At 37.2% G+C, this 23,803-nt stretch carries 28 protein-coding genes and 1 tRNA gene; 20 read left to right on the top strand and 9 right to left on the bottom strand.

The features are described 5' to 3' along the window. Window positions 1-86: 86 nt before the first annotated feature. From HNR32_RS11720 to HNR32_RS11755, 8 genes are all read right to left on the bottom strand, one after another. Window positions 87-1,289 (bottom strand): adenosylhomocysteinase, encoded by a 1,203-nt coding sequence (locus tag HNR32_RS11720; protein ID WP_183862897.1) that lies wholly within the window; start codon window positions 1,287-1,289, stop codon window positions 87-89. Window positions 1,290-1,390: 101 nt separating this feature from the next. Further along, window positions 1,391-2,134 (bottom strand): 5'/3'-nucleotidase SurE, encoded by a 744-nt coding sequence (gene surE, locus HNR32_RS11725; protein ID WP_183862899.1) that lies wholly within the window; start codon window positions 2,132-2,134, stop codon window positions 1,391-1,393. Window positions 2,135-2,139: 5 nt separating this feature from the next. After that, window positions 2,140-2,853 carry a 7-carboxy-7-deazaguanine synthase QueE gene (locus HNR32_RS11730; RefSeq protein ID WP_183862901.1) on the bottom strand — a complete coding sequence of 238 codons (714 nt, stop codon included), beginning with the start codon at window positions 2,851-2,853 and terminating at the stop codon, window positions 2,140-2,142. Window position 2,854: 1 nt separating this feature from the next. Further along, window positions 2,855-3,232 carry a 6-carboxytetrahydropterin synthase QueD gene (queD, locus tag HNR32_RS11735; protein WP_183862903.1) on the bottom strand — a complete coding sequence of 126 codons (378 nt, stop codon included), beginning with the start codon at window positions 3,230-3,232 and terminating at the stop codon, window positions 2,855-2,857. A gap of 156 nt (window positions 3,233-3,388) precedes the next feature. Further along, window positions 3,389-4,621, bottom strand: coding sequence for a glycosyltransferase family 2 protein (locus HNR32_RS11740; protein WP_183862905.1), 1,233 nt, complete (start codon window positions 4,619-4,621; stop codon window positions 3,389-3,391). A 55-nt stretch (window positions 4,622-4,676) separates the two neighbouring features. Continuing rightward, complete coding sequence (locus HNR32_RS11745) at window positions 4,677-5,441, bottom strand: CDP-alcohol phosphatidyltransferase family protein (protein ID WP_183862907.1); 765 nt, start codon at window positions 5,439-5,441, stop codon at window positions 4,677-4,679. Beyond that, window positions 5,434-6,072 carry a phosphatidylserine decarboxylase family protein gene (locus HNR32_RS11750; protein WP_183862909.1) on the bottom strand — a complete coding sequence of 213 codons (639 nt, stop codon included), beginning with the start codon at window positions 6,070-6,072 and terminating at the stop codon, window positions 5,434-5,436. Before HNR32_RS11750 ends, HNR32_RS11745 begins: the two co-directional genes overlap by 8 nt. 297 nt (window positions 6,073-6,369) lie before the next feature. After that, window positions 6,370-7,101, bottom strand: coding sequence for a WecB/TagA/CpsF family glycosyltransferase (locus tag HNR32_RS11755; RefSeq protein WP_183862911.1), 732 nt, complete (start codon window positions 7,099-7,101; stop codon window positions 6,370-6,372). A gap of 313 nt (window positions 7,102-7,414) precedes the next feature. Between HNR32_RS11755 and obgE the strand changes: the two genes are divergently transcribed. The 20 genes from obgE to HNR32_RS14535 all read left to right on the top strand — a co-directional run bounded on the left by obgE (window position 7,415) and on the right by HNR32_RS14535 (window position 22,826). Continuing rightward, a complete protein-coding gene (obgE, locus tag HNR32_RS11760) occupies window positions 7,415-8,698 on the top strand; it encodes a GTPase ObgE (RefSeq protein ID WP_183862913.1) in 1,284 nt (427 codons plus the stop codon). A 15-nt stretch (window positions 8,699-8,713) separates the two neighbouring features. Next, on the top strand, window positions 8,714-9,019 hold the full coding sequence (gene yhbY / locus HNR32_RS11765) for a ribosome assembly RNA-binding protein YhbY (RefSeq protein WP_183862915.1): 306 nt from the start codon (window positions 8,714-8,716) through the stop codon (window positions 9,017-9,019). A gap of 42 nt (window positions 9,020-9,061) precedes the next feature. Beyond that, the gene (gene proB, locus HNR32_RS11770; protein ID WP_183862917.1) at window positions 9,062-10,189 is read left to right on the top strand and encodes a glutamate 5-kinase; all 1,128 of its coding nucleotides are present in this window, start codon (window positions 9,062-9,064) and stop codon (window positions 10,187-10,189) included. A 96-nt stretch (window positions 10,190-10,285) separates the two neighbouring features. Further along, window positions 10,286-11,539 carry a glutamate-5-semialdehyde dehydrogenase gene (locus HNR32_RS11775; protein ID WP_183862919.1) on the top strand — a complete coding sequence of 418 codons (1,254 nt, stop codon included), beginning with the start codon at window positions 10,286-10,288 and terminating at the stop codon, window positions 11,537-11,539. After that, on the top strand, window positions 11,539-11,697 hold the full coding sequence (locus HNR32_RS11780) for a hypothetical protein (RefSeq protein ID WP_183862921.1): 159 nt from the start codon (window positions 11,539-11,541) through the stop codon (window positions 11,695-11,697). The genes HNR32_RS11775 and HNR32_RS11780 overlap by 1 nt, the downstream gene beginning before the upstream one ends. After that, window positions 11,697-12,302, top strand: coding sequence for a nicotinate-nucleotide adenylyltransferase (gene nadD / locus HNR32_RS11785; RefSeq protein WP_183862923.1), 606 nt, complete (start codon window positions 11,697-11,699; stop codon window positions 12,300-12,302). Before HNR32_RS11780 ends, nadD begins: the two co-directional genes overlap by 1 nt. Before the next feature lie 122 nt (window positions 12,303-12,424). Beyond that, the gene (locus HNR32_RS11790) at window positions 12,425-13,213 is read left to right on the top strand and encodes a helix-turn-helix domain-containing protein (RefSeq protein WP_183862925.1); all 789 of its coding nucleotides are present in this window, start codon (window positions 12,425-12,427) and stop codon (window positions 13,211-13,213) included. 12 nt (window positions 13,214-13,225) lie between these two features. Continuing rightward, the gene (nrdR, locus tag HNR32_RS11795) at window positions 13,226-13,693 is read left to right on the top strand and encodes a transcriptional regulator NrdR (protein WP_183862927.1); all 468 of its coding nucleotides are present in this window, start codon (window positions 13,226-13,228) and stop codon (window positions 13,691-13,693) included. A gap of 90 nt (window positions 13,694-13,783) precedes the next feature. Further along, window positions 13,784-15,505 carry a TIGR03960 family B12-binding radical SAM protein gene (locus HNR32_RS11800; protein ID WP_183862929.1) on the top strand — a complete coding sequence of 574 codons (1,722 nt, stop codon included), beginning with the start codon at window positions 13,784-13,786 and terminating at the stop codon, window positions 15,503-15,505. 236 nt (window positions 15,506-15,741) lie between these two features. Further along, a complete protein-coding gene (gene pgeF, locus HNR32_RS11805) occupies window positions 15,742-16,545 on the top strand; it encodes a peptidoglycan editing factor PgeF (RefSeq protein WP_311636888.1) in 804 nt (267 codons plus the stop codon). A 94-nt stretch (window positions 16,546-16,639) separates the two neighbouring features. Then, complete coding sequence (locus HNR32_RS11810; protein ID WP_183862931.1) at window positions 16,640-17,329, top strand: YggS family pyridoxal phosphate-dependent enzyme; 690 nt, start codon at window positions 16,640-16,642, stop codon at window positions 17,327-17,329. Between the two features lie 12 nt (window positions 17,330-17,341). Then, window positions 17,342-17,803 (top strand): cell division protein SepF, encoded by a 462-nt coding sequence (locus HNR32_RS11815; protein ID WP_183862933.1) that lies wholly within the window; start codon window positions 17,342-17,344, stop codon window positions 17,801-17,803. A gap of 35 nt (window positions 17,804-17,838) precedes the next feature. Then, entirely contained in the window at window positions 17,839-18,639 is an 801-nt protein-coding gene (gene proC / locus HNR32_RS11820; RefSeq protein ID WP_183862935.1) for a pyrroline-5-carboxylate reductase, read from the top strand. Further along, on the top strand, window positions 18,636-19,427 hold the full coding sequence (locus tag HNR32_RS11825) for a YlmH family RNA-binding protein (protein ID WP_375782642.1): 792 nt from the start codon (window positions 18,636-18,638) through the stop codon (window positions 19,425-19,427). Before proC ends, HNR32_RS11825 begins: the two co-directional genes overlap by 4 nt. 17 nt (window positions 19,428-19,444) lie before the next feature. Continuing rightward, the gene (gene lspA, locus HNR32_RS11830; RefSeq protein WP_183862939.1) at window positions 19,445-19,885 is read left to right on the top strand and encodes a signal peptidase II; all 441 of its coding nucleotides are present in this window, start codon (window positions 19,445-19,447) and stop codon (window positions 19,883-19,885) included. After that, on the top strand, window positions 19,882-20,817 hold the full coding sequence (locus tag HNR32_RS11835) for an RluA family pseudouridine synthase (protein ID WP_183862941.1): 936 nt from the start codon (window positions 19,882-19,884) through the stop codon (window positions 20,815-20,817). The genes lspA and HNR32_RS11835 overlap by 4 nt, the downstream gene beginning before the upstream one ends. After that, window positions 20,810-21,361 carry a bifunctional pyr operon transcriptional regulator/uracil phosphoribosyltransferase PyrR gene (gene pyrR / locus HNR32_RS11840; protein ID WP_183862949.1) on the top strand — a complete coding sequence of 184 codons (552 nt, stop codon included), beginning with the start codon at window positions 20,810-20,812 and terminating at the stop codon, window positions 21,359-21,361. Before HNR32_RS11835 ends, pyrR begins: the two co-directional genes overlap by 8 nt. 299 nt (window positions 21,362-21,660) lie before the next feature. Then, a complete protein-coding gene (locus tag HNR32_RS11845) occupies window positions 21,661-22,191 on the top strand; it encodes an ECF transporter S component (RefSeq protein WP_183862943.1) in 531 nt (176 codons plus the stop codon). Between the two features lie 86 nt (window positions 22,192-22,277). Further along, window positions 22,278-22,354 (top strand) — tRNA-Arg (locus HNR32_RS11850). Between the two features lie 394 nt (window positions 22,355-22,748). Beyond that, on the top strand, window positions 22,749-22,826 hold the full coding sequence (locus tag HNR32_RS14535) for a putative holin-like toxin (protein WP_221300572.1): 78 nt from the start codon (window positions 22,749-22,751) through the stop codon (window positions 22,824-22,826). A gap of 233 nt (window positions 22,827-23,059) precedes the next feature. Here HNR32_RS14535 and HNR32_RS11855 read toward each other — a convergent pair. Further along, on the bottom strand, window positions 23,060-23,803 hold a 744-nt coding region (locus tag HNR32_RS11855; RefSeq protein ID WP_183862945.1), incomplete at its 5' end, for an ISAs1 family transposase.

The raw sequence follows: 23,803 nt of genomic DNA on the forward strand, positions 1-23,803 counted from the left end.
GCCAATCTCTATATGCATATTTCTATACATACTGACTAGTTTGGTCGCCTAACTCACGACTGAAGTCACGAGTGTGCGGCTCCCATTTAATCAATAGCAATATCAAGTGATGCTAATTTAATATTGGCAAGTTCCATATTAATTTCATCAGGCATTAAATGAACGGAGTTATCCATATTCTGATGATTATTTAAAATATGCAAAGCAGAGAAGAACTGTACCCCAAAAGACAAGTCCATGATTTCAGCAGGATGTCCATCACCAGCAGCTAGATTTACAAGACGTCCTTCTGCCAATAAATATAGTTTTCTGCCATCTTTTTGCTTATATTCTTCAATATTTTTACGAACCGGACGTTTCGATACAGCACCAGCCATAAGATCAATTTTATTTATTTCCACATCGAAATGACCAGAATTAGCCATCATTGCGCCATCTTTCATTACAGCAAAATGTTCTTTTCTGATTACATCTTTGCAGCCGGTCAAGGTTAGGAAGATATCACCAATTTTGGCTGCTTCATCCATCGGCATTACACGGAATCCATCAAATACAGCTTCTACTGCCTTAATTGGATCTATTTCAGTAATAATAACTTTAGCACCAAGACCCTTAGCACGCATAGCCGCACCCTTACCGCACCAGCCATAGCCGGATATTACTACATTTTTACCAGCAATTACTAAGTTGGTAGTACGCATGATACCATCCCAAGTAGACTGACCTGTACCATAGCGATTATCAAATAAATATTTGCAATAAGCGTCGTTGGCTGCAATCATCGGGAAATTTAATTTGCCGGCTTCAGCCAATGCTTTTAGCCGAATAACACCTGTAGTAGTTTCTTCACTGCCGCCAATAATATTTTTCGCCAATTCTTTTCTATCACCATGCAGATGAGCAACAAGATCGCCGCCGTCATCAATAATAATATCTGGCTGCGTATCAAGAGCTTTATTTATAAAGGTATCATATTCTTCGTCACTACAACCATGCCACGCAAATACTTTAGCACCTTCTTCCACTAGAGCAGCTGCCACATCATCCTGCGTGGACAATGGATTACTGCCAGTTATGGCAAGCTCAGCTCCTGCATGCATAAACACCAAACCTAAATAAGCTGTTTTTGCTTCTAAATGCATGGTAATAACCATTTTTTTACCAGCAAATGGTTTAGTTTTTGAATATTCTTCATCAATATGATTTAATACCGGCATAAAGTTTTTTACCCAAGCAATTTTATCATGTCCTGATGGTGCAAGTTTAATATCACGAATCATTGATTCCATAAAAATAAATTCCTCCTGAAAATTGATATTATATTTAAATATAGTAAGAGCATCTACTCCACTGTCATCATGTACTGCTATTTTGACTGCTATATTTATTATTACATTTGTTGCAGCGCACTTAATACTTTTTTATGTGTTCTGCCCACTTTTAACGGATTAATCGATACATAGCCATCATGTATCGCCCATATATCACTACCTTCAACATTTCCCGTATCATTTGGTATGCCCTTCATGTAATAAAGACGGTTACCCTGCTCATCTAGTTCATAGTCATATTCATTATGATAGGAACGTCGTCCCTGCTTTGTATAGCGAAAAATATCTTTTGTATCTTTTATCTGTTTGGGAAAATTTATATTATACATGAGGGCATTGGCACTCATGAGTTCAGGCAGTTTTGCTGCAAAAATTTGTGCTACTTCGTTGAAGCTGAGCTGCGAATTATATACCCGCGATACTGCAATAGAAAGAATTCTATGCAAATGACCTTCCATTGCTGCACCAACAGTACCAGAATATAAAATATCAGTACCAAGATTACCACCATCATTTATTCCTGATATTACTAAATCTGGTCTTTCATTAGCGTATAAAACTTCTACTGCTAGTTTAGTACAGTCAGTTGGTGTGCCATAAACACTATATGCTTCTACGGGCAAACCAAAATCATATTTTTTTACTTTTATCTTATTATGTGCTGATATAGCCTGTGACATACCACTTTGCTGCTTAGCCGGTGCTACTACCCGCACATCATATTCATTAACGAGCGCCTGAGCCATAGCATTTAAGCCAGGTGCTGCTATGCCATCGTCATTTACAAGTAAAATTTTCTTCATACTGTTCACCTCTGTCCTATCAGTCTATGTGTTTGTGCAATCACCCGAACATTATTTATTTTTTTTAATGCCTTTTCCTGCCAGAGAAGAACCTGTTCAGGACTTGGCGCATTATAGCCGCCAGTTGGTGTCATCGGCTGTAAGATGAGAAGAATATTATCATCTATGTTCTGCAATAAATCTAACGCTTTGTTAAAATCTGCCACTAACGTTTCGCGCGCAATGACAATTTTTACATAAATATCTTTTTCTTTCTGCTTGGCCAACTGTAAAAATTCACGATGCTGCTGCCAAAGTTCCTGACCAATTGCATCGGGCATTTTTATATCCATGCTTATTATTGAAATATTATCAATAACCTTAGCTAAGTTTTCAACTAAAGTACCATTAGTTTCTAAAAACAACGGGCAATCAGTATGTACTGCCAATTCATTTATAAAATCAGTATGTAACAGTGGCTCACCACCAGTCAAACTAATCGAATGATGCTTTATCTGCAGACATTTATTTATATATGGTAATATTTCCGTCAATTCTACAGGATTTGTTAATATTGCGTCATTTTCCAAATCACATTTATCCGCTGCCAGCATATCTTCGGTGTCACAATAACCGCAATTTAAATTACACCCAACAAAACGGATAAATAATTGACGAACACCAACATATTTACCTTCACCTTGTACTGATGAAAAAATTTCACTTATTGGTGCCCGCATATTACGCCTCCTCATAATATAGAGCTGCCGAATTTTGTGTTTCCCATATCTTTACAAATTTAACCCTACACTTGTTTATGATGTTTTCATGTTGCTCTAATTTGTGATATATATATGCTGCCAAATTTTCTGCCGATGGATTTTCTTCTGTAAATGCTGGCAGTTCATTAAGATAATGATGATCTAACTCTGCCAGTATTTCCTTCAGCGCTTTTTTTAATTTCTTAAAATCAACAAGCATTCCCAGCTCGTCTAATTCTTTTCCATATACTACCGCTTCGACTATCCAATTATGTCCATGCAAATTATTACATTTGCCTGGATAGTTTACAATGCGATGGGCTGCGCCAAAATCGTCTTTAATTGATAATTCAAACATGTTTTTCCTCCTCACAACCTCGCTAAATAAAATTATAACATAAAAAATCCTTTAATGACTATAATACATTCTAGTTTTCCGTTTTTAAGCTAAAACAATTCACAATATAAAATAAAAGCTATTGCAATCTATCTGCAATAGCTTTTAACCATAAGTTTAACGTGCCAACTCATCATAGGACACCGCACGGGTATGTTTAGTATGACTCCATTCATGTTCGTGACGATGCAAAAATCCTAAAAATACGATTGGAATCCAGCTATAAATAAATACCGGATATAAAATCAAGTAAAACCATATTTTCATTTTTACCCGCAGCTTCATCAGAATAATTATTGGCAAAATATATTGTCCTAAGGTTATTGTTGTCAATAATGCTGCTGGCAAAAACTGATAAATATTAGTAAATAATGGTGTACCTAATGCCATTTGTACATAACTCATTATTACAAAAAAAGTAGATATTATCAAAAAATGCGGCTGCAATAAATGCAGACAGCCATCAAGTATTCTTATATCATGTTTTTTTATGCCGGCTTTTATCATTTTTGGAATAAAACGATGTGCGACATCGAATTGTCCCTGTGCCCAGCGTTTGCGTTGATTCCAAGACTGCATAAAGGTCAACGGCTTTTCATCATAAACAATAGCATCATGTGCCCAAGTCGTCTTTATTCCTTCGGTCAATGCTTTCATCGTAAATTCCATATCTTCAGTAAGGCAGGTTGCGCCCCAGCCATATCTATGCAGAACATCAGTGGTAATACACATACCTGTTCCACCCAATACAGATGATAAACCGATATTGGTTTTAGCCAGATGCCAAATATGGTCAATTACCCAGAAAGCTATGGCAAAAGTCCCCGATACCCAAGTATCACAAGGATTTTTGGCATCGAGATATCCTTGAATAAGTTTATCTCCCTTACACAAACGATTGTTCATTTCGAGCAAGAAACGCTTATGCACAAGGTTATCGGCATCAAAAATTGCCACTGCATCATATTGTCGTTCCATTTTAAATAAGCGGGCAAACATCCATTCCATGGCAAACCCCTTACCGCGTTTGCCTTCACTGCTGCGTTCATGAACCAGCGCACCATGGCTTCTGGCTATTTGAGCAGTGTCATCATTGCAGTTATCAGCAATAACAAATATGTCATAGAGTTCCTTAGGATAATCAAGTTTTTTTAGATTATCAATTAATTGCCCTATGACGGCTTTTTCATTATGAGCTGCAACTATAACTGCAAATGTTTTTTGGGGTATAAGAATTTTATTTTCTTTACGCCGCCACAATCCACAAACACCAATACACAAATAATATACTGTAAACAAAAAAATAATTACTTGAATTGGCAGCATAATATAATCAAGAGCATATATCATCAGTATTAAATCCCTTTCAGCTGTACATCGTCAAGTATGACATCCATCATCATTCTCAGGCAATTTTATTACAAATAGTATTTAAAATACCAAATACTGCATATGTAGAAAAAACAGCAAATAAAATGGCAAATGGGAATACCGTACGACAGATAAATATTATACCAACGGCAAATAATAATGCTAAAATAACCGCAACTATGTTTATTTTTTCGCCTTTTCCCTTGAAATCAGGATAATGCACATGACTTACCATCAAAAAACCTATAACTATTACAATAATAGGTGCCATATAACCAATAATAATTGGCGGAATAAATGGCAGATTGGCAATAAGCATTGTGGCTGTCGCAATTAAACAACCGCCTGCTGGAATTGGCAATCCCATAAAATAACCGTGTACTACATTAACATTGACATTAAAACGAGCCAAACGCATCATACCGCATACAGCATAAATAATTCCCGCTGCCATGCTGAAATAAACAAAATAACGTAGATTTTGCGGCTGTAATCCTGCTTTCATTGCTGCCATGCTAATAACAGACAAAGTAAATAATACTGACATTATCCCCGGTGCAACACCAAATGATACTACATCACACAAGGAATCCATTTCTTTACCCTTTTCATCTACTGTGCCTAATAAACGAGCTAACCGCCCATCCATTCCATCAGCAACTAATGCCAATAATATACATATAGGACCATCAATCAACGGTCCGTATTTAACGCCGCCCATAAGCATTACAAATATAGCCAGCATACCAAATACCAAATTTAACGAAGTGCATGTATCTGGTATCCATCCTTTATTCATCCTTTTTTATCCTCCCAATAATTGATTCTCCTCCGATAACATTATCACCCTTTTTAACAAGGACTTCAACGCTTTCATCGGGTACGACTATTTCTGTGCATGAACCAAATTTAATCAATCCATAAAGTTCACCGCGAGTGAGTATATCATTCAGGGTAACCCACGAAATGATTCTTCGTGCCAAAATACCGGCAATCTGCGTAACAGTTATCCGCATTCTGCCATTATCTATACCAATCATATGACGTTCGTTTTCAAAACCTACACTATTTTTATAGGCAGGACGAAAACGCCCGCAAGTATATTGCTGAAATTTTATTTCACCTTTCATCGGGCTGCGATTAACATGCACATTAAATACTGATAAAAAAATAGTTATTTTAGTACATGGTTTTTTTATAAAATCGTCATCTTCCAGCCGAACTACATTCATGACCTTGCCATCCGCCGGCGATACAATAAGTGATGTATCTTCCGGAATATTTCTTTTTGGATTACGAAAAAAGAATGTAAAAAAACCTGTCAATACAGCTGGAACAATCGCCACATAAGGACTAACAAAAACATATGCAGCAACAGCCAATGCGGCAGCAGTTCCAATGAATTTATATCCCTCTTTAACGATTCTCATCTTTATTACCTCTTATTCTGTTTTCTATATCTAACTACCTCATTATACTTAAAATTAAAGTAATTTTTTTATATCTGTCCTAGTTAAAATCCTTTTGACTCTAATAGGCTCCCATTCAGGAGAGCTGGCAGCAAGGCTGCCTGAGGGGTTAACCCTTCCGACTTGACTTCGTCAAGCCAACTTCCCTAAAGGGACGGCTTTAAAAACTTATACTACTTATTAACTAACACATCACGATTTTTTAATTGTCTATAACACAATAATTATAGTATAAACATATATTTTTGTCCACTAAATCTATTTCTTTTTCCAGCCATGCACAGCAAAGACAAAACGAGGCAATGCCAGCAATCTTCCTGCCCTCTTGGGCTGCAGCATCCCACGAAACAACCATTCCAATTTTGCTTTTTGCATCCATAACGGCGCCCGTTTCATAACACCAGCCATGACATCAAAAGTTCCACCTACACCAATGGATAATGGGCACTGTAATTCCTGCAAATGTGCAGAAAGCCATTTTTCCTGCTTAGGCACACCGAGCGCTGCCAAGAGTATATCCGGTTTAGCAGTTTTTATCTGCCCGATTATTTCCTTTTCATCATCTTTGGTAAAAAAACCATCACGTATGCCAACTATCTCAATACCCGGATAGTCATTTTGTGCTTTTAATTTTGCTTTTTCCGCAACACCAGGTGCTGAACCGAAGAAAAAAATCCGCCATTTTTTTTGTGGTGCCAGTTTAAATAAATTTTGTACCAAATCAAAACCAGCAACCCGTTCCGGCATCTTTATCCCCAGATAATTGGCTGCCCATACTGTCCCCGCACCATCTGGGACTACTAATTGTGCTTTATTTAATATGTTTTTCAATTCATCATCATAGGTTGCCCGCATAATCATCTCAGCATTAGCGGTAGCAATAAGTGAATTATTCTTTCCTTCAATTAATTCATTAGCCGTATCAACGGCCTGATGCATCGTCAGCGCCGCAACTTTTACGCCTAATATATTCGCTATTGGAAAAGACATATAATCTCTCCTCTTTATAAGATTATTTTATCCAACTATCTACTAAGTTAATTTAGTTATTTTACCATATAGCCAAATTACTAGCAAATGATGTTTTTTCATCAGCAGTTACTATAACCCATGCTGAAAATTTTGTCTATATTTATTTTTATTTCATTAAAAGTATTTTTTAATTTATCAAAATCATCGATAATAATTATGTTTAGCAGATAATATCTTTACAAATAAAGTATTTTCTGCTATTGTTGGAGAGATATAATATTATAATGTATATTATATAGTATTTTTTAGATTGTAGAACGGGAGAATATGAATGAAATTTATTGATAGAACAAAAATAGCTGTAAAAGCCGGTGATGGCGGACATGGAAAATCTGCTTTTCGACATGAAAAATTTATCCCCAAAGGCGGTCCCAGCGGCGGTGATGGAGGAAAAGGTGCAGATATTATTTTTGTTGTTGATACTAATATAAACACTTTACTTGATTTTCGTTATAATCGAAAATTTATTGGTAATAATGGTGGTAATGGCGACATAAAAAATCAATTTGGCAGAAATGCACCTGATTTAATTATCAAAGTTCCTGCCGGCACTATTATTAAGGATGAAGACACAGGTGAAATTTTAGCTGATCTTACAAAAGAAGACGATACTGCTATTATCTGTAAAGGCGGTCGTGGTGGTCGCGGTAATGCCCGTTTCAGTAACAGTGCCAATCGCGCCCCGTCATTTGCTGAATTAGGTGAACCTGGCTCATCAAGAAAGCTTGTCTTAGAATTAAAGGTCCTTGCTGATGTAGGTCTTGTTGGTTATCCAAGCGTTGGAAAATCCAGCCTTATTTCTTCAGTATCAGCTGCTCGTCCGCAAATTGCCGAATATCACTTTACTACATTAAATCCGATACTCGGTGTAGTGCGTGTTGGCCCGGAAGAAAACTTTGTAATGGCTGATTTACCTGGACTTATTGATGGTGCTGCTAAAGGTGTAGGCCTTGGTCACGACTTTTTACGTCATATCGAAAGAACAAAAATACTTATCCATGTCGTTGATGCCTCAGGAATTGAAGGACGTGATCCTGTAGAGGATTTTCATAAAATCAACAATGAACTTTCCCTTTATTCCGATAAGCTGCCAAAATTACCACAAATTTTAGCCGCTAATAAAATAGACTTACCAGAGGCTCAGGAAAATTTAGTTCGGTTAAGACAGCTGGCCCAGGAAAAAAATCTGCCGTTTTTTGAAATCTCTGCTGCCACTAAGCAGGGTGTTGATGATTTAGTAAAACATGCTTATACTATGCTCATTAATTATCAGGAACCAGAAGAAGAACCTGTAAAAATGAAAGTATATGATGCTGCCCAGAAACAGGCTGATGAAATTATAAAAGTTTCCCGCGACATGAGCGGTGATTTCGTTGTATCAGGAAAATCAATTGAAAAACTTGTTGCCATGACAAACTTTGCCAACGATGAGGCCTTACGCCGTTTTCAGTATATTTGGCGTCTAAAGCAAATAGATGCAAAATTAAGAGATAAAGGCATTAAAGAAGGCGATCTTGTTCATATCGGCGATATGGAATTTGAATTTAAGGATTAATCAGGAGGATATAATTTGCTTCGTAATACATTAACAGGTAAACAAAAGCGTTTTTTACGCGCTATGGGAAATAACATTGATCCAGTTGTACAAATAGGTAAAGATGCGGTAACGCCCGCTTTAGTGAAAAGCGCTGATGACGTCATTACTAAACGTGAACTAATAAAAGTACGCGTACTGCAAAATTGCATGGAAGACACCGAAACGGCTTTAAAACTGCTGGCTGAACGTACTAACTGTGATTTAGTGCAAGTAATCGGCCGCAATGGTCTGTTGTTCCGCCGCAATTTCAAAAAACCACAAATAGAATTACCTAAATAAATCTTATCACTATATTTTACCGGCAGAAATGAAGGTTTTATAATGAAGGACAGATTAGAAATAAAAAATGCCCATAGAATCGTTGTTAAAGTAGGCACAAGCACTTTAACACATTCTACGGGGCGTTTAAACATTCATCAGATTGAACTATTGGTACGACAGTTATCAGACCTTGTTAACCAAGGCAAAGAAATATTATTGGTAACTTCAGGTGCTGTAGGTGCTGGACTTGATCGAATGAAGCTGAAGGAAAAACCCGAAGCTATTCCAGAAAAACAAGCCTTGGCTGCAATCGGTCAGGGTATTCTAATGCATATTTATGAAAAATTATTCAGTGAATATGGGCAAACAGTTGCCCAGGTCCTTTTGACTAAAGAAAATTCCCTGCATTATTCCCAATATATAAATTCCCGCAATGCCCTTTTAGCACTGCTGCAAATGAATGTAATTCCTATAATTAATGAAAATGATGTAGTGACTGTTGAACAGTTAAAATTTGGTGACAATGATACATTGTCTGCTATGGTTGCCAGCATTGTTGATGCTGATGCCTTAATTTTGCTTACTGATATTGACGGTTTATATAATAAAAATCCGCAGACTTGTCCTGATGCCAAATTATTGGAGCGTGTGACTGAAATCACTCCAGAAATTGAAGCAATAGCTGGCGGAGCTGGAACTAAAATGGGTACAGGCGGCATGTTTACTAAAATTCAGGCTGCTAAAATTGCCATGAGTTCAGGCGTAAATATGGTCATTGCTAATGGCAGCAGCAATAATATCTTAAATGATATACTTGCTGGAGAAAATTATGGTACTATCTTCCCTGCCCGTGAGGCACATTTAAAGCAGCGTAAAAGCTGGCTGGCTTTTGGAAAAAGTATCTGCGGCAGTATTACAGTTGATAAAGGCTGTGAAGATGCACTGGTTAAAAATGGTTCAAGCATATTAGCTGCTGGTATCACCGATTACGCTGGTGAATTTGCTGCTGGAAATACAGTGCGTGTCTTGACAGCCGATGATAGGGAAATTGCCCGTGGCATCATAAATTACGATACTGCTTCTTTAACTAAAATCCTTGGCCACAATACTCGTGATTTTACTTCATTATTATCAGGAAAGATCTATAATGAAGTTATTCATCGCGACAATATGGTATTAATGGTCTAAGTTAGATTCTTTAAATGCTGTAATTCTATCTCGATGTTAATCATCTATTTTCTACTAAATTGAGCTGTACTATTATAAGAAAGGGGATTTTTATTTATGGAAAATATTTTATCTGTAAAAGAACAGGCGCATGCAGCTTATACTGCATCGCATCAATTATCAACAATATCAACTGAAGAAAAAAACAAAGCTTTATTAGAGATGGCTGATGCACTTGAGCATCGCTGTAATCTTATCTTGGCAGAAAACCAAATTGACCTTACCAATGGCCGTAAAAAAAATCTTACTGCCTCTACCTTAGATCGTTTAATGCTCAATGAGGAACGGATTAAGCAAATAGCTGATGGACTAAGGCAAATAGTTTCACTACCTGATCCAATTGGCAGCGGCATTTCAGAATTCAGGCGTCCTAATGGTTTAGATATACGGGCTATACGCGTTCCGCTAGGTGTTGTTGGTGTGATTTATGAAGCCCGTCCTAATGTAACAGCTGATGTTATTGGACTATGCATAAAATCCGGCAATGCTATTGTCCTACGTGGTGGTTCTGAAGCTATCCATACCAATAAAATAATCAGCTCGATGTTGGCGGCGGCTGCTTATACCGCAGGCATCCCTGCGGGAAGTATTCAATTTATTGAAACCCAAGACCGCCAGGCTGTTGCCGATATGCTTAAATTACGTCAATATATTGATGTAATTATTCCCCGCGGCGGCAAAGGCTTGATAAATTATGTCATCGAAAACAGCACAATTCCTGTTATTGAAACAGGTGCTGGTGTCTGCCACGCTTATGTTGACAGCTCTGCTAACATGGAAATGGCTGGTAATATAATAATCAATGCCAAAACTTCACGTCCAGCAGTTTGCAATACAATAGAAACTTTATTAATAAATAAAGCTATCGCTGAAACATTTGTCCCGTTCATTATTGATAAATTACAAGCAGCTAATGTCACTATTAAAGGATGTCCGCAGGTTAAAGCACTTTGTCCAAATATTGAAGATGCTGTTGAAGCAGATTGGTCTACAGAATACCACGATTTAGTTATTTCATTGAAAATTGTCGACACCCTTGATGATGCAATTACACATATAAATACATATAACACCAAACATTCAGAAGTTATTATTACTGAGAATTATCAAAATGCCCGTATTTTTCAGCAAAAAGTTGATGCAGCTGCTGTATATGTCAATGCCTCTACGCGTTTTACCGACGGTTTTGAATTTGGTTTTGGCGCTGAAATCGGCATCAGCACACAAAAGCTTCATGCCCGCGGACCAATGGGCCTTACTGCACTAACCACAATGAAATATCTTATTGACGGCAATGGCCAAATACGCTGATGAATAAAATTGCCGGTTATATAAAAACTATCAGGCAATATTTAAAAACTCCCAAGGGACGACATGATTCTTTAGATTATTTAAAAGCAGCAATCATTATTAGCTTGACTATGCTGCTAGTTTTTTTGCTACTAAAATATTTAGCAGGAGCGTTATAATGAAAAAGGTTGGTATAATGGGCGGCACCTTTGACCCTATCCATTACGGACACTTAATGACGGCTGAAGCCGTTAGGGATGAGTATAATATGCATCAGGTTATATTTATTCCTGCCGCTAACCCTCCCCATAAATCAGACTGGCATATTACCGCTGCCCGGCACCGCTTTAATATGACTTTATTGGCAACATGCTCTAATCCTTATTTTGAAGTATCTGATATTGAAATGCGCCGCATAGGCCCATCTTATACTATCGATACTGTCAAAGAACTCATACAAATTTATCCTGATGATACTGAATTTTATTTTATCACTGGTGCTGATGCTATGCAGGAACTTCCCAGCTGGCATAAGATTGATGAATTATTAGAAATCTGTCATTTTATAGCAGCTACTCGTCAAGGCTGTCTGCCTGATGTAACAGCAATAAAAAAACATTTTGGTGACTTAGGCAATGAACATATTCATCGTCTGGCCACACCTGAGCTTGAAATCTCCTCTACCGATATTCGGGAGCGGTTAGAAAAGGGCTATTCTATAAAATATATACTGCCAGAACCAGTTGAACAATACATTCGCAAAGAACATCTTTATCTTACGTAAATTTGAAAGGCACATATCCTATAGCATATTACATTGATAATGTACATTTCTCCTCATTTGTCAAACAATGTGTTATACGTTATAATATTAGGCAAAGCATTTTTGAAGGGAGAACTTGTCATATGATCGGTGATATATTTCGACAAGAACGAGAAAAAAGAAATCTTACATTAAAAGATATTGAAAACGAAACTAATATCAGGGCTGGCTATATTGAAGCCATTGAAAAAGGCGAATACAGTACTATCCGTGGTGAAGTTTATTTAAAAGGCTTCATAAAAACATATGCAAATTTTTTAAATTTAAATGTTACAGAAATATTTGAACAATATAATGCTGAAAAAGGAATAGCGGCTCTTTCTAATGATTCTATTGCCGAGGCTCCCGAAAGCAAACCACTAGAGACAAAAACAATAACTAAACCAGCTGCGCCACCTGCTCGTAAATACAAAAAACGTCAAACTTCAAATAAGGGCGTTGGCAATATTGTTTTTGGCGGCATCATTACATTAATTGTTATAGCCTGTCTGGCTTATTTTATTATTCCTTTGTTTTCATCTACTAATAAAATTGATCCCGCACCGCAGGAAACCGCCCAGACATCAGTCCCGGCAACTACTCAAACTGCTCCGCCAGCACCGGCACCTGTTTCCGGTGTACATATAAAAGCAGTCTTTAATAATAAATGCTGGGTACAGGTAAAATCTGATGGCAAGGTAATTTTAGAAAAAACTGTTGATAAAGGCAGCGACTTCACTTGGGATGGTCAAAAAGACGTTGAAATAATCTTAGGCAACGCCGGCGCTGCTAAAATAGCCTTTAATGGCAAAGATGTTGGGGAATTAGGACAAAATGGTTCTGTAATTAAAAAACGCTTTGCTGATAATAAAATTGAAGATATTAGTAAGTAAGCAGGTGTAACTATGAAGTGTCCATTTTGTAATACTATCGATAGCCGCGTCATTGATTCCCGCTCTGCCGATGATGGAAATTCCATCAGACGGCGCCGGGAATGCAGTGCCTGTGGTAAACGCTTTACAACCTATGAAACAATTGAAACAATCCCTTTAATAGTTATAAAGACTGATGGTCGACGTGTGGCTTTTGACCGTAATAAATTATTAACGGGGATTATTCGTTCCTGCTATAAAAGAGATATTCCTACTGAAAAAGTTCTGCATTTTGCTGATAATATTGAAAAAGAATTACATAATATGATGGCTCCGGAAATTCCCAGCGAAAAAATTGGTGAACTTATTATGAAAAGACTCAAGAGCTTTGATGAAGTTGCTTATATCCGTTTTGCATCAGTATATCGAAAATTTACTGATATAGACAATTTCACACAGGAATTAGAAGAATTACGCGCAAATAAAGAAATAAACAAATAAAACCATTGCCAAAATCACTAATGACTGTTATAACTAAGATATCTTAACAGCTATTAATTTGGCAGTGGTTTTTTTATGGAGGTATTACATTTGTCATGGAAAATTAAACAACAACTGCAAAACATCTTGGAACAGGAAGATGGCTACAGCGTATTTCCGGCAGGTTTTCGTACGCGTTTTGCTCTTTGTTATCCCAATCAATATAATGTTGGCATGTCCAATTTAGGATTCCATATTATTTATGAGCAAATAAATTCACGTATGGATAGTGCTGCGGAACGTTTTTTTATGCCTGAACCTGATTTAAAAAAACAATATGAAAACAGCAATACTCCTTTGCTTAGTTTAGAATCACAAAAACCCTTATATGAATTTCCTTTAATCGGTTTTGCTGTTTCCTTTGAATTAGATTACTTTAACATCTTATCAATGCTATCATTAGGTAAAGTTGAACTTTTAGCCAGTAAGAGAGATGAAAATGATCCGATAGTAGTAGCCGGTGGGCCTTGTGCTACTTTTAATCCCGAACCATTATCGCTATTTGTTGATGTATTTATAATAGGTGAAGGCGAAGAAATCATCAATAATTTTCTTGACACTTATATGCTGGCACGCGGCAAAAATCTTTCCCGCCGCGATGTTCTTCTTAAGCTGGCTGAATTGCCTGGAATCTATGTGCCATGTTTTTACACGCATACCTATGATGATTCCGGCAAATTAGCTGCAATTATGCCCAATGCTGAAGTACCTACTAAAATACGCCGACAATGGATTAAAGATCTCGATAAATATCCTGCCCACACTATCATTAAAAGCAATCAAACGGAGTTTAGCTTTTATTTAATCGAAACAGCACGCGGCTGCGGCCGCCATTGCCGCTTTTGCATGGCAGGCTATTGCTTCCGTAAACCACGTAATCGCAGTCTTGAAAAAATAAAACAAATGGTTGATGCTGTTCCTGATCGGCAAAAAATTGGTTTAATGGGGCCGGCGGTGTCTGATCATCCACAAATTGATGAACTCTGCCAGTATATTCATGATAGCAACCATCCAATGTCAGTTGCCTCATTTCGAGCTGATTCCGTTACCCAAACACTAGTAAACAATCTAGCCGATAGTGGACAAAAGACCCTTACCTTAGCACCAGAAGCCGGCAGTGTAAAATTACGCAATATCATAAATAAAGGTATTTCCGATGAAAATCTCTATACATCAATTGATATGGGGATACAAGCCGGTGTTAAAAATTTTCGTTTATATATAATGGTTGGCCTGCCGGAAGAGGATGATAGTGATATCGAAGCAATTATTAGTATGGCTCATAATCTGCGTAAATATATGAATGACCACAAAGCCCATGGCAAATTAACACTAAGCATAAATCCTTTTGTTCCCAAACCATTTACGCCATTTCAATGGCTGCCAATGGCTGATATGAAAAAAATCTCAGCTGTATTAAAATATATAAAAAATACCTTAAAAAAAGAAAAAAATATGGAAATTCTTATTGAATCACCTAAAGAATCATATCTGCAAGGCATTTTAGCCCGCGGTGACAGAAAAATTTCCCAAATGATCTATGAGGCGCATCTTGAAGGCGGCGGTAAAAAACTGCAGCGTGTGATGAAAAAACATGATCTAAACGAAGACTTTTATCTATATCGACAACGTGATATAGATGAACTAATGCCTTGGGATACCCTCGATATGGGCGTAAAAAAAGAATATTTCATCCAAGAATTAGAAATGGCTAAACAGCAAAAAAATACAATTACCTGTTTTGATAACTGTAAACGCTGCGGCGTATGTTAGAATAATTTTTATTCTCAAAGCTTATTTTAACCCTTCCGATTCGGCTTTGCCAAGCCACCTTCCCTACAGGGACGGCTTTTAAACATTTCTAAATTTAAAACTTTTAATTTAATATCATTACTTGGTAAGCACAAACTAAACGGCTCCCATTCAGGGGAGCTGTCAGCGAAAGCTGACTGAGGGGTTTCATTATATTTAAACTTTTTAGACAGCACAATTTTTTAAGGAGCATAGCAGTGTATAAAATACCTTTATTTGATAAATATAATGATAAAATAACATATGGCATCTCCGGACGGACCAATGGTGTCAGCCAAGGCGAGTATGACTCATTAAACCTTGGACTGCATGTTGGTGATAACAGTAATGATGTCATTAAAAACAGAGAGATTTTTTGCAGTTCATTAGGCATTTCTCTTGCTAATACCGTTTGCTGTGAACAGGTCCATAAGACCAATGTCCATATGGTTACTTCTGCTGATAAAGGCAAAGGTGCCTATAGTCTTACTGATACTATAAAAGATGTCGATGCCTTAATTACTAATGAGAAAAACATTCCCCTAATGCTGTTTTTTGCAGACTGCACCCCACTTTTAATTTACGATCCAGTCCATGAGGCCATTGGTGCTGCCCATGCAGGCTGGCGGGGAACTGTCGGTGATATTGCCGGCAAAACACTTGCAGCCATGCATAAATCCTATTCTACCAATCCAGCTGATTGTGTTGCTGCTATTGGCCCCTGCATTGGTCAATGCTGTTATGAAATTGGTAATGAAGTAAGCGCTGAATTTATAAATGTTTTCACAAATATCAAAAAAACTATTAACCCTGTTGATAATATACTAATAAAAAAAGGCAGTAATTATCATCTATCTTTATATAATGCCAATAAAATTCTTTTGATTGAACACGGTCTATTGCCGGAAAACATTTCACCCGATACACCATATTGTACCGCCTGCCATAACAAGGAATTTTATTCTTATCGAGCCGATAAAGGAAAAACAGGTCGTCATTGTGCATTATTATGTTTAAAATAAATAAAAAAAAAGTTATAATTATAGCAGGATTATTTTTTAGTAAAACGGAAATATTAAAGTTAGCATAAATATTTCCTTAGAGGAGATTTTGTCATTGATTAAAGATAATTTAATTGCTGTAAAAAACAATATTGAAACTGCCTGTAAAAAACGTCAACCTGATATGACCGAAAAGATTAAATTAATTGCCGTAACAAAAAATCATACGGTTGAAGAAATACAGCAGGCCATCGATGCTGATGCCCAATTTATCGGTGAAAACCGCATACAAGAGGCAATGGAAAAATATCCAGCACTTAATCGTAATGTTGAATGGCATTTAATTGGTCATCTGCAGACAAATAAGGTCAAGCAAGCCGTAAAAATTTTCGATTTTATTGAATCTGTTGATAGTATAAAAGTAGCTGAAGCTATAAACAAAGAAGCTAATAAAATTAATAAAGTGCAAAATATTCTAGTACAGGTAAACCTTGTTAAAGAACAAAGCAAAAATGGAATTTATCTGGAGGATCTGCCAAGTCTTTTGCAGGATATTGATACTTTAAGTTCTATAAAATTATGCGGACTAATGTTTATTGCTCCTAATGTCGATGATTTAGAAGAAGTCCGTCCTATGTTTAAGAAAATGTATAAGTTATTTCGTGAAGTACAGCAAATGCATTTTACTGCTGCTGAAATAAAATATCTATCTATGGGTATGACCCATGATTATCAAATTGCCATTGAAGAAGGAGCAAATGTTGTCCGTGTTGGTACGGCAATATTTGGACCGCGCCAATATTAAGGAGGAGCGATTATGAGTTTTTTCAATAAGGTCGGCAGCAAAATGGGCCTGACTGATAATAACAATCAATCTGCTGAACAAAATTATTCAAACGAACAAATGGAAGATTATGATACAGATGAAAATATGCAGGATAATGTTGTTAACTTTCAAACTGCCATAAACTCCAATGCAGGACCACAAAAGAGGCAAATGAAGGTTATCATTATTGAACCAACCTCATTTGATGATGCCCAGCAAATTGCTGACCATATAAAAGCCCATAAGCCTGTCGTATTAAATTTTGAAAACACTGATGATGAAACAGCCAAAAGAATTATTGATTTTGTCAGTGGAACAACCTATGCCTTGGCTGGTGATTTAAAAAAAGTTGGAGCCAGTATCTTTTTATGTGCTCCCAATAATGTCAATGTAAGTTTTTCTGATTTAGGTAAATCTAATATTGCCAATGGTGATAAGCTACCTTGGGAATAAATAAACTATAAATATTGTGTTGAGGAGTGATTGATATGAAATTAGGATTTATCGGTGGTGGAGCAATGGCTGAGGCTATTGTCAGCGGTATCACTTCACAACACCTGCTATCATGTAAGGATATATATATATCCGACCATAAAAAGGCACGCTGTGAATATTTGCAGACTACTTATAATGTCAACTCTTGTATTGGCAGTGAATCTTTTATTGATAAATTAGATATGGTCATATTAGCCATCAAACCACAGACAGCTGTTAAAGCCATAAATGAAATTAAAGACAAAATTACTGCCAATACAGTAGTAATTTCAATTATTGCCGGTATTACCTTGGATACTTTAGAATCATATTTCAGCAACAATGCTGTTATACGTGTTATGCCTAATACTCCTATGTCAGTAGGTGCCGGCATGTCAGCAATATGTGCTGGCAGCAAAGCCAGTGAAAATCATGTAACTGCAGCAGAGAAAATCTTTGCTTCAGCTGGTAAAGCAATTGTTATTGAAGAAAAATTAATGGATGCTGTTTCTGGATTATCCGGCAGTGGGCCAGCTTTTATTTTTGTTATAATTGACGCTCTATCTGATGCCGGAGTCAAAGCAGGACTGAAACGTAATATGGCGATAGAATTAGCCGCCCAAACTGTTCTCGGATCAGCTAAAATGGTTCTGGAATCAGGCCTTCATCCAGCCCAGCTGCGTGACCAGGTAACATCGCCAGGTGGTACTACCATCGAGGGCGTGCACATAATGGAACAAAAAGGCGTACGTGGTGCCATGATCGACACCGTAACTGCCGCTATTGAAAAATCAAAACTAATGGGGAAACAATAAACATGGCTGACCGTGACAAAATACTTCGATTTTATAAAGGAACAGAAGGCGAAGAGACAGCTATTCACCTTGTTGATGCTGCTGAGGCTGTCAACAAATCAAGAAAATTCCGCAGCAGTGACTTTCTTGATCCTTATGGACAGGAAATAGCTGAAACAATTGCTGCTAACTATACTGGTATCCGCGTTGAATTTTTCGGTGGCTATAATGGTGCTGAACGACAATGTGCCGCCCTTATTCACGACGATTTTATGGGAACTGTAAATTCCGACTTACAAGTTATCACTGCCAGTTGGAATGAAAGATTTTACCATCTTTTGCACCGTGATATATTAGGTGCCCTTATGGGTCTGGGTATTGACCGCCGTAATATCGGCGATTTAATCATCAGTGCTGGCAATGTCAAAATAATATGTACCAAAAAAATTGCTGATTTCATCATGAACAATTTAACCACTATCGGTGCCGCAGCAGTCTCCTGCTCCTACGATGAATTATCATCAATACCTCCCCGTGAAGAACGCTGCAAAGAAATATCAGCAACAGTTGCTTCACTGCGTATTGATTCGGTTGCTTCTTCGGGCTATGGTACATCGCGCAGCAAGATGACTGCTGATATTGAAGCCGATAAATTAAAGCTAAACTGGCAGTCAGTAAAGAATCCCTCCCAGCTTGTTAAAGAAGGCGATATCATATCGATGCGCGGCAAAGGACGTCTGGAGGTTTTCCAAATAAAAGGACAGACTAAAAAAGGACGTACCGGAATTTTACTAAAAAGATACATATAAAAGTTGAGGATATCATTATGTTTGTAGCATCTATTATCGCCGTTATTATCATTGACCAACTCACAAAGCACTATATACAGCTTTCTATGCTGCCAGGGATGTCATTTCCTGTTGTTCCTGATATATTCAGCATCACTTATGTCCAAAATGCTGGTGCTGCCTTTGGCATTTTAGAACATCAACGTCCGCTATTTATAGCAATAACTCTAGTTATATTATTTGTCTGCGTTTATTTTTATAAAAAAATACAAAAGCTTCCCAGACAACTGCGTTTCAGTATCGCTCTTTTACTCGGCGGTGCCATCGGCAATTTAATCGACCGTATTCGTTTAGGCATTGTTGTCGACTTTTTTGACTTTCATGTTTGGCCCGTATTTAATATAGCTGATATGGCTATTGTCTGCGGTGTCATTTTAATAATTTATTATATTTTTACAGAGGGATTACCAGAAGATTGAATAAATACGAATATATAGTTGATAAAAACAGCTGTCGCTTAGACAGCTACCTTGCCAGCCAAAACGACAATTTATCACGTTCAGCTATCCAAAAACTCATTGCTGAAGGCAATGTTTTTGTCAATGACAAAAATGAAAAAGCCAATTACAAACTTAAACTTGATGACAAAATCAGCTTAACCATACCTGAACCTAAAACAATGACAATTGAAGCTGAAAATATTCCGCTCGATATTTTGTATGAAGATGAAGATATTATTGTCATCAATAAACAACGCGGTATGATAGTCCATCCTGCCAGCGGTGTTTACAGCGGCACCTTAGTAAATGCCCTGTTATATCACTGTAAGGATTTATCGGGAATCAACGGTGTAATCCGCCCCGGTATAGTCCATCGCCTCGATAAAGATACGACAGGTGTAATGGTTGCAGCCAAGACTGATGCTGCCCATATAAGTCTGGCTGAACAAATAGCCAGTAAAAGTGCCAAGCGCTGCTATCTGGCTATCGTCAATGGCAATATCAGTGAAGAAGAGGGACGTATCAACGGAAATATTGGTCGTCATCCTTCAGACAGAAAAAAAATGGCAGTACTACTTGAAGGCGGTAAAACAGCATCAACCTTATTTAAAGTGTTAGAACGTTTTGAACGCCATACTCTTGTTGAGTGCCATTTACTAACAGGACGTACCCATCAGATTCGCGTGCACATGGCTTATATTGGTCATACCGTAGTGGGTGATCCGGTATATTCAAGATGCAAAAATCCGCTTGATAAGCGTATACAAGGACAGGCTCTTCATTCCCATACGTTAGAGCTTATCCATCCTACAACTGGCAAAAAAATGTCATTTACAGCACCATTACCTGATGATATGCAAAAAATACTTACAGCTTTGCAAAACAAAAATGGAAGTGATAACAATGCTTAACTTTGTTGATAAAACGCTGCTCATGGATGACCAAGGCATACGCCGCGCTCTGACTAGAATTTCGCATGAAATTATCGAAAAAAACAAAGGCGTAGAAAACATTGTATTAATTGGTATAAGAACACGTGGTGTGCCCCTAGCAGAAAGAATATCGCAGAATATCAAAGAAATAGAAAATGCTGCTGTTCCTGTTGGTATGCTTGATATCACCTTATATCGTGATGATTTATCGACACTTGCTTATCAGCCAATAATCCATGAAACAAAATTTCCTTGCGATATCAATGGGAAAACCATTGTTCTTGTCGATGATGTACTATTTACCGGGCGCACTATACGGGCAGCCTTAAATGCCCTTACCGATTTGGGGCGTCCTCGCACAATCCAGCTGGCTGTGCTTATCGACAGAGGCCATAGAGAGCTGCCAATAAGAGCTGATTACGTTGGCAAAAATGTTCCAACTGCTGCCAAAGAAATCATCAGTGTGCAGCTTAACGATACTGACGATAACGAACAAGTCATTATCAAAGAACCTGCTCAATAATAAGGATATTCTCTTGCTCGCATGCTGTATATTAATACTTCAGCATCAAAGGCTCCCCTGTAGGGGAGCTGGCAGCTTTAGCTGTCTGAGGGGTTAATTATATAACCCTTCCGTCACTGCTTCGCAGTGCCACCTTCCCTATGCTGTATCTCTAGAATGCTTTAGCATTCTAGAGATACAGTACACACAGTGCAGGGACGGCTTTAAAATTGAAAAAAGAGGCTGCCGCACATATTTATTAACTTGCGACAGCCTCTTTTGCTAATATAAACTCATATTTTTAGTCAGGCGGTGTTATTATGAAAACAACCAATACAAAAACAATAATCTTAGCAGCCATGTTTGCTGCCCTTATTTTTCTGGGAACTTTTATCATCAGAATTCCTATTCCTGCCACCAGCGGCTATATCCATTTTGGTGACGGCTTTATCTATATTGCCGCAGCTATTTTGCCTATGCCATTTGCCATTGCCGCAGCAGCTATTGGTGGTTTTCTCTCCGATATGCTCGCTGGTTATATGTTCTATGCACCTTGGACTGCTATTATAAAAGCACTAATGGCATTATCTGGCGTATTAATTTTACGTGCAAAGAAAGGTCCTGCTTTAACTAAAATATCTTTTAAACCTTCTCTTACAGCCACTATTATTGCTGGCATTATAAACGTCGGCGGCTACTTTCTTGTTGAATGCATTATGTACACACCTGCTGGTGCCATTGTCGGTGTTCCCATGAACATATTGCAGTCAATATTCGGTATTGTAATTTTCTTTATCTTAGCACCCGTATTCTTACGAATATTAACTATACTTTATCCTCATAATAAATAAAGTCATTTTGCTAAAACAATTTTAAATTTGTCATAAAATAAAAAATTTGTTATAATAATAAAGTTATCGTATGTTATGTTATATGTGTGGCTGTAGCTCAGACGGATAGAGCGGTTGCCTCCTAAGCAATAGGCCGCAGGTTCGACTCCTGCCAGTCACACCATTGAAATCAATGTCTCCCAGAAATGGGAGGCTTTTTTATAAGCTTTGGTGTTCAATTTGTTATTGCAATTTGCGTATTTAAAAATCTGCCTAACCAGCCAATTATTCATAATTCTGAGCTGATAAAAAATTATCTGCCATGGAGTGACAAAATAAAAAATAACTGTAGTCAATAATTATAAAGTCATATAAATGCCGCTAGTCCTTGTAATTACAATACATGGTTAGCGGCATTTTTTCTATACACTATTTGATTAATTGCTTACAAAAGAGCAACTTTCGTTGTCTTGATTTTGCTCAGACATTTTGTCTGAGTTGATTATTATTCTTATTATGTTATACTAGTTTTCATGGATAGTTGATTCGGCTTTTTCCTCTTCGGGGGAGGTGGCGCTATGAATACTTTTCAAGTATTATCTTTAATGATAAGCTTTGGAATACTCATTGTCGCTATTATTTCTGTCTGTAAATAAACGGAAATAAAGCCAGACTCTAGTTAAAGTCCAGCTTTTCTTTCACTCTAATAAAATTTTCTTATGAGGAAAGCTGTGCCTTTAGCGGAGGCATAAATCAACTATCCTTTATTTATTTTCATAATAACATAATATGCAATATATTTCAATAGATTAATAACCAGGGAACACGACAAACGCATGAAATTAAATTCAAACAGATAAATGGCAAATAATAAATTTTTTAATTGAACTTAAATCTGCATAATTTTTTCGATATATTTTTCAGTGCTTAAGCTGATCATATAACGTTTCGATTTAAGACTAACATTCTTGCGTCCAACATCAAGTAATTTAAGCGTGTTAATTGCCAGTTTTTTAATTATATTCAAATTGTATGCAGCTGCCTTATCTATTGTGTGATTGCCATCTTCACGGAATGTTACATCCAAATGCCAATGGTAGCTTTCTACCATCCAATGGCTACGGATTGCTCTGGCTATTTCTTTGACATTTAGTGGTAAACTACTGATAAAATATCTGGTTTCCGTTGTAGTAACGCCATTCTTAGTTATCGTGTTTTTCGTCATTGCAATAGATTTTAATCCAGTCCATTCTTTCTTCTTTGGCAGCCATGCTATATCATCAGTCTGCCAGTATTCACGCTTTTCTATCCCGCTTCGTGCTTTTTCGATGCTTTTAGTATAATCACACTTGGCAACGAATTCAGTGTCATTAAAGTATAGCTTAACATCATTATATAGATTCCCTTGATTACCTTTTAATGCTAGAACATAGTCAGCGCGTTTCTTGCGAATCTTTTTAACTATATTTGTTTGTGTACCCATGGCATCAGTCGTTATAATATTTCCCTTTATATTAAGGTCATCTAACAAATCCGGGATTGCGGTTATTTCGTTACTTTTTTCATTTACACATTTTTGTCCTAAACAAAAACCCTCTTCATCTACGGCACTTACTATATGATTAGCTTTTTG

It is taken from the genome of Pectinatus brassicae (genome assembly GCF_014201835.1).
GTDB classification, from domain to species: Bacteria; Bacillota; Negativicutes; order Selenomonadales; family Selenomonadaceae; genus Pectinatus; species Pectinatus brassicae.

Bases quoted from the DNA above. Each gene is read 5' to 3' on its own strand.
- HNR32_RS11815 (WP_183862933.1), top strand. From the start codon at position 17,342: ATGAGTTTTTTCAATAAGGTCGGCAGCAAAATGGGCCTGACTGATAAT.
- obgE (WP_183862913.1), top strand. From the start codon at position 7,415: ATGAAATTTATTGATAGAACAAAAATAGCTGTAAAAGCCGGTGATGGC.
- pyrR (WP_183862949.1), top strand. From the start codon at position 20,810: ATGCTTAACTTTGTTGATAAAACGCTGCTCATGGATGACCAAGGCATA.
- lspA (WP_183862939.1), top strand. From the start codon at position 19,445: ATGTTTGTAGCATCTATTATCGCCGTTATTATCATTGACCAACTCACA.
- proC (WP_183862935.1), top strand. From the start codon at position 17,839: ATGAAATTAGGATTTATCGGTGGTGGAGCAATGGCTGAGGCTATTGTC.
- proB (WP_183862917.1), top strand. From the start codon at position 9,062: ATGAAGGACAGATTAGAAATAAAAAATGCCCATAGAATCGTTGTTAAA.
- HNR32_RS11740 (WP_183862905.1), bottom strand. From the start codon at position 4,621: ATGATATATGCTCTTGATTATATTATGCTGCCAATTCAAGTAATTATT.
- queD (WP_183862903.1), bottom strand. From the start codon at position 3,232: ATGTTTGAATTATCAATTAAAGACGATTTTGGCGCAGCCCATCGCATT.
- HNR32_RS11720 (WP_183862897.1), bottom strand. From the start codon at position 1,289: ATGGAATCAATGATTCGTGATATTAAACTTGCACCATCAGGACATGAT.
- HNR32_RS11745 (WP_183862907.1), bottom strand. From the start codon at position 5,441: ATGAATAAAGGATGGATACCAGATACATGCACTTCGTTAAATTTGGTA.
- HNR32_RS11730 (WP_183862901.1), bottom strand. From the start codon at position 2,853: ATGCGGGCACCAATAAGTGAAATTTTTTCATCAGTACAAGGTGAAGGT.
- HNR32_RS11750 (WP_183862909.1), bottom strand. From the start codon at position 6,072: ATGAGAATCGTTAAAGAGGGATATAAATTCATTGGAACTGCTGCCGCA.
- nrdR (WP_183862927.1), top strand. From the start codon at position 13,226: ATGAAGTGTCCATTTTGTAATACTATCGATAGCCGCGTCATTGATTCC.
- HNR32_RS11790 (WP_183862925.1), top strand. From the start codon at position 12,425: ATGATCGGTGATATATTTCGACAAGAACGAGAAAAAAGAAATCTTACA.
- HNR32_RS11755 (WP_183862911.1), bottom strand. From the start codon at position 7,101: ATGTCTTTTCCAATAGCGAATATATTAGGCGTAAAAGTTGCGGCGCTG.
- HNR32_RS11780 (WP_183862921.1), top strand. From the start codon at position 11,539: ATGAATAAAATTGCCGGTTATATAAAAACTATCAGGCAATATTTAAAA.
- nadD (WP_183862923.1), top strand. From the start codon at position 11,697: ATGAAAAAGGTTGGTATAATGGGCGGCACCTTTGACCCTATCCATTAC.
- HNR32_RS14535 (WP_221300572.1), top strand. From the start codon at position 22,749: ATGAATACTTTTCAAGTATTATCTTTAATGATAAGCTTTGGAATACTC.
- HNR32_RS11775 (WP_183862919.1), top strand. From the start codon at position 10,286: ATGGAAAATATTTTATCTGTAAAAGAACAGGCGCATGCAGCTTATACT.
- HNR32_RS11845 (WP_183862943.1), top strand. From the start codon at position 21,661: ATGAAAACAACCAATACAAAAACAATAATCTTAGCAGCCATGTTTGCT.
- surE (WP_183862899.1), bottom strand. From the start codon at position 2,134: ATGAAGAAAATTTTACTTGTAAATGACGATGGCATAGCAGCACCTGGC.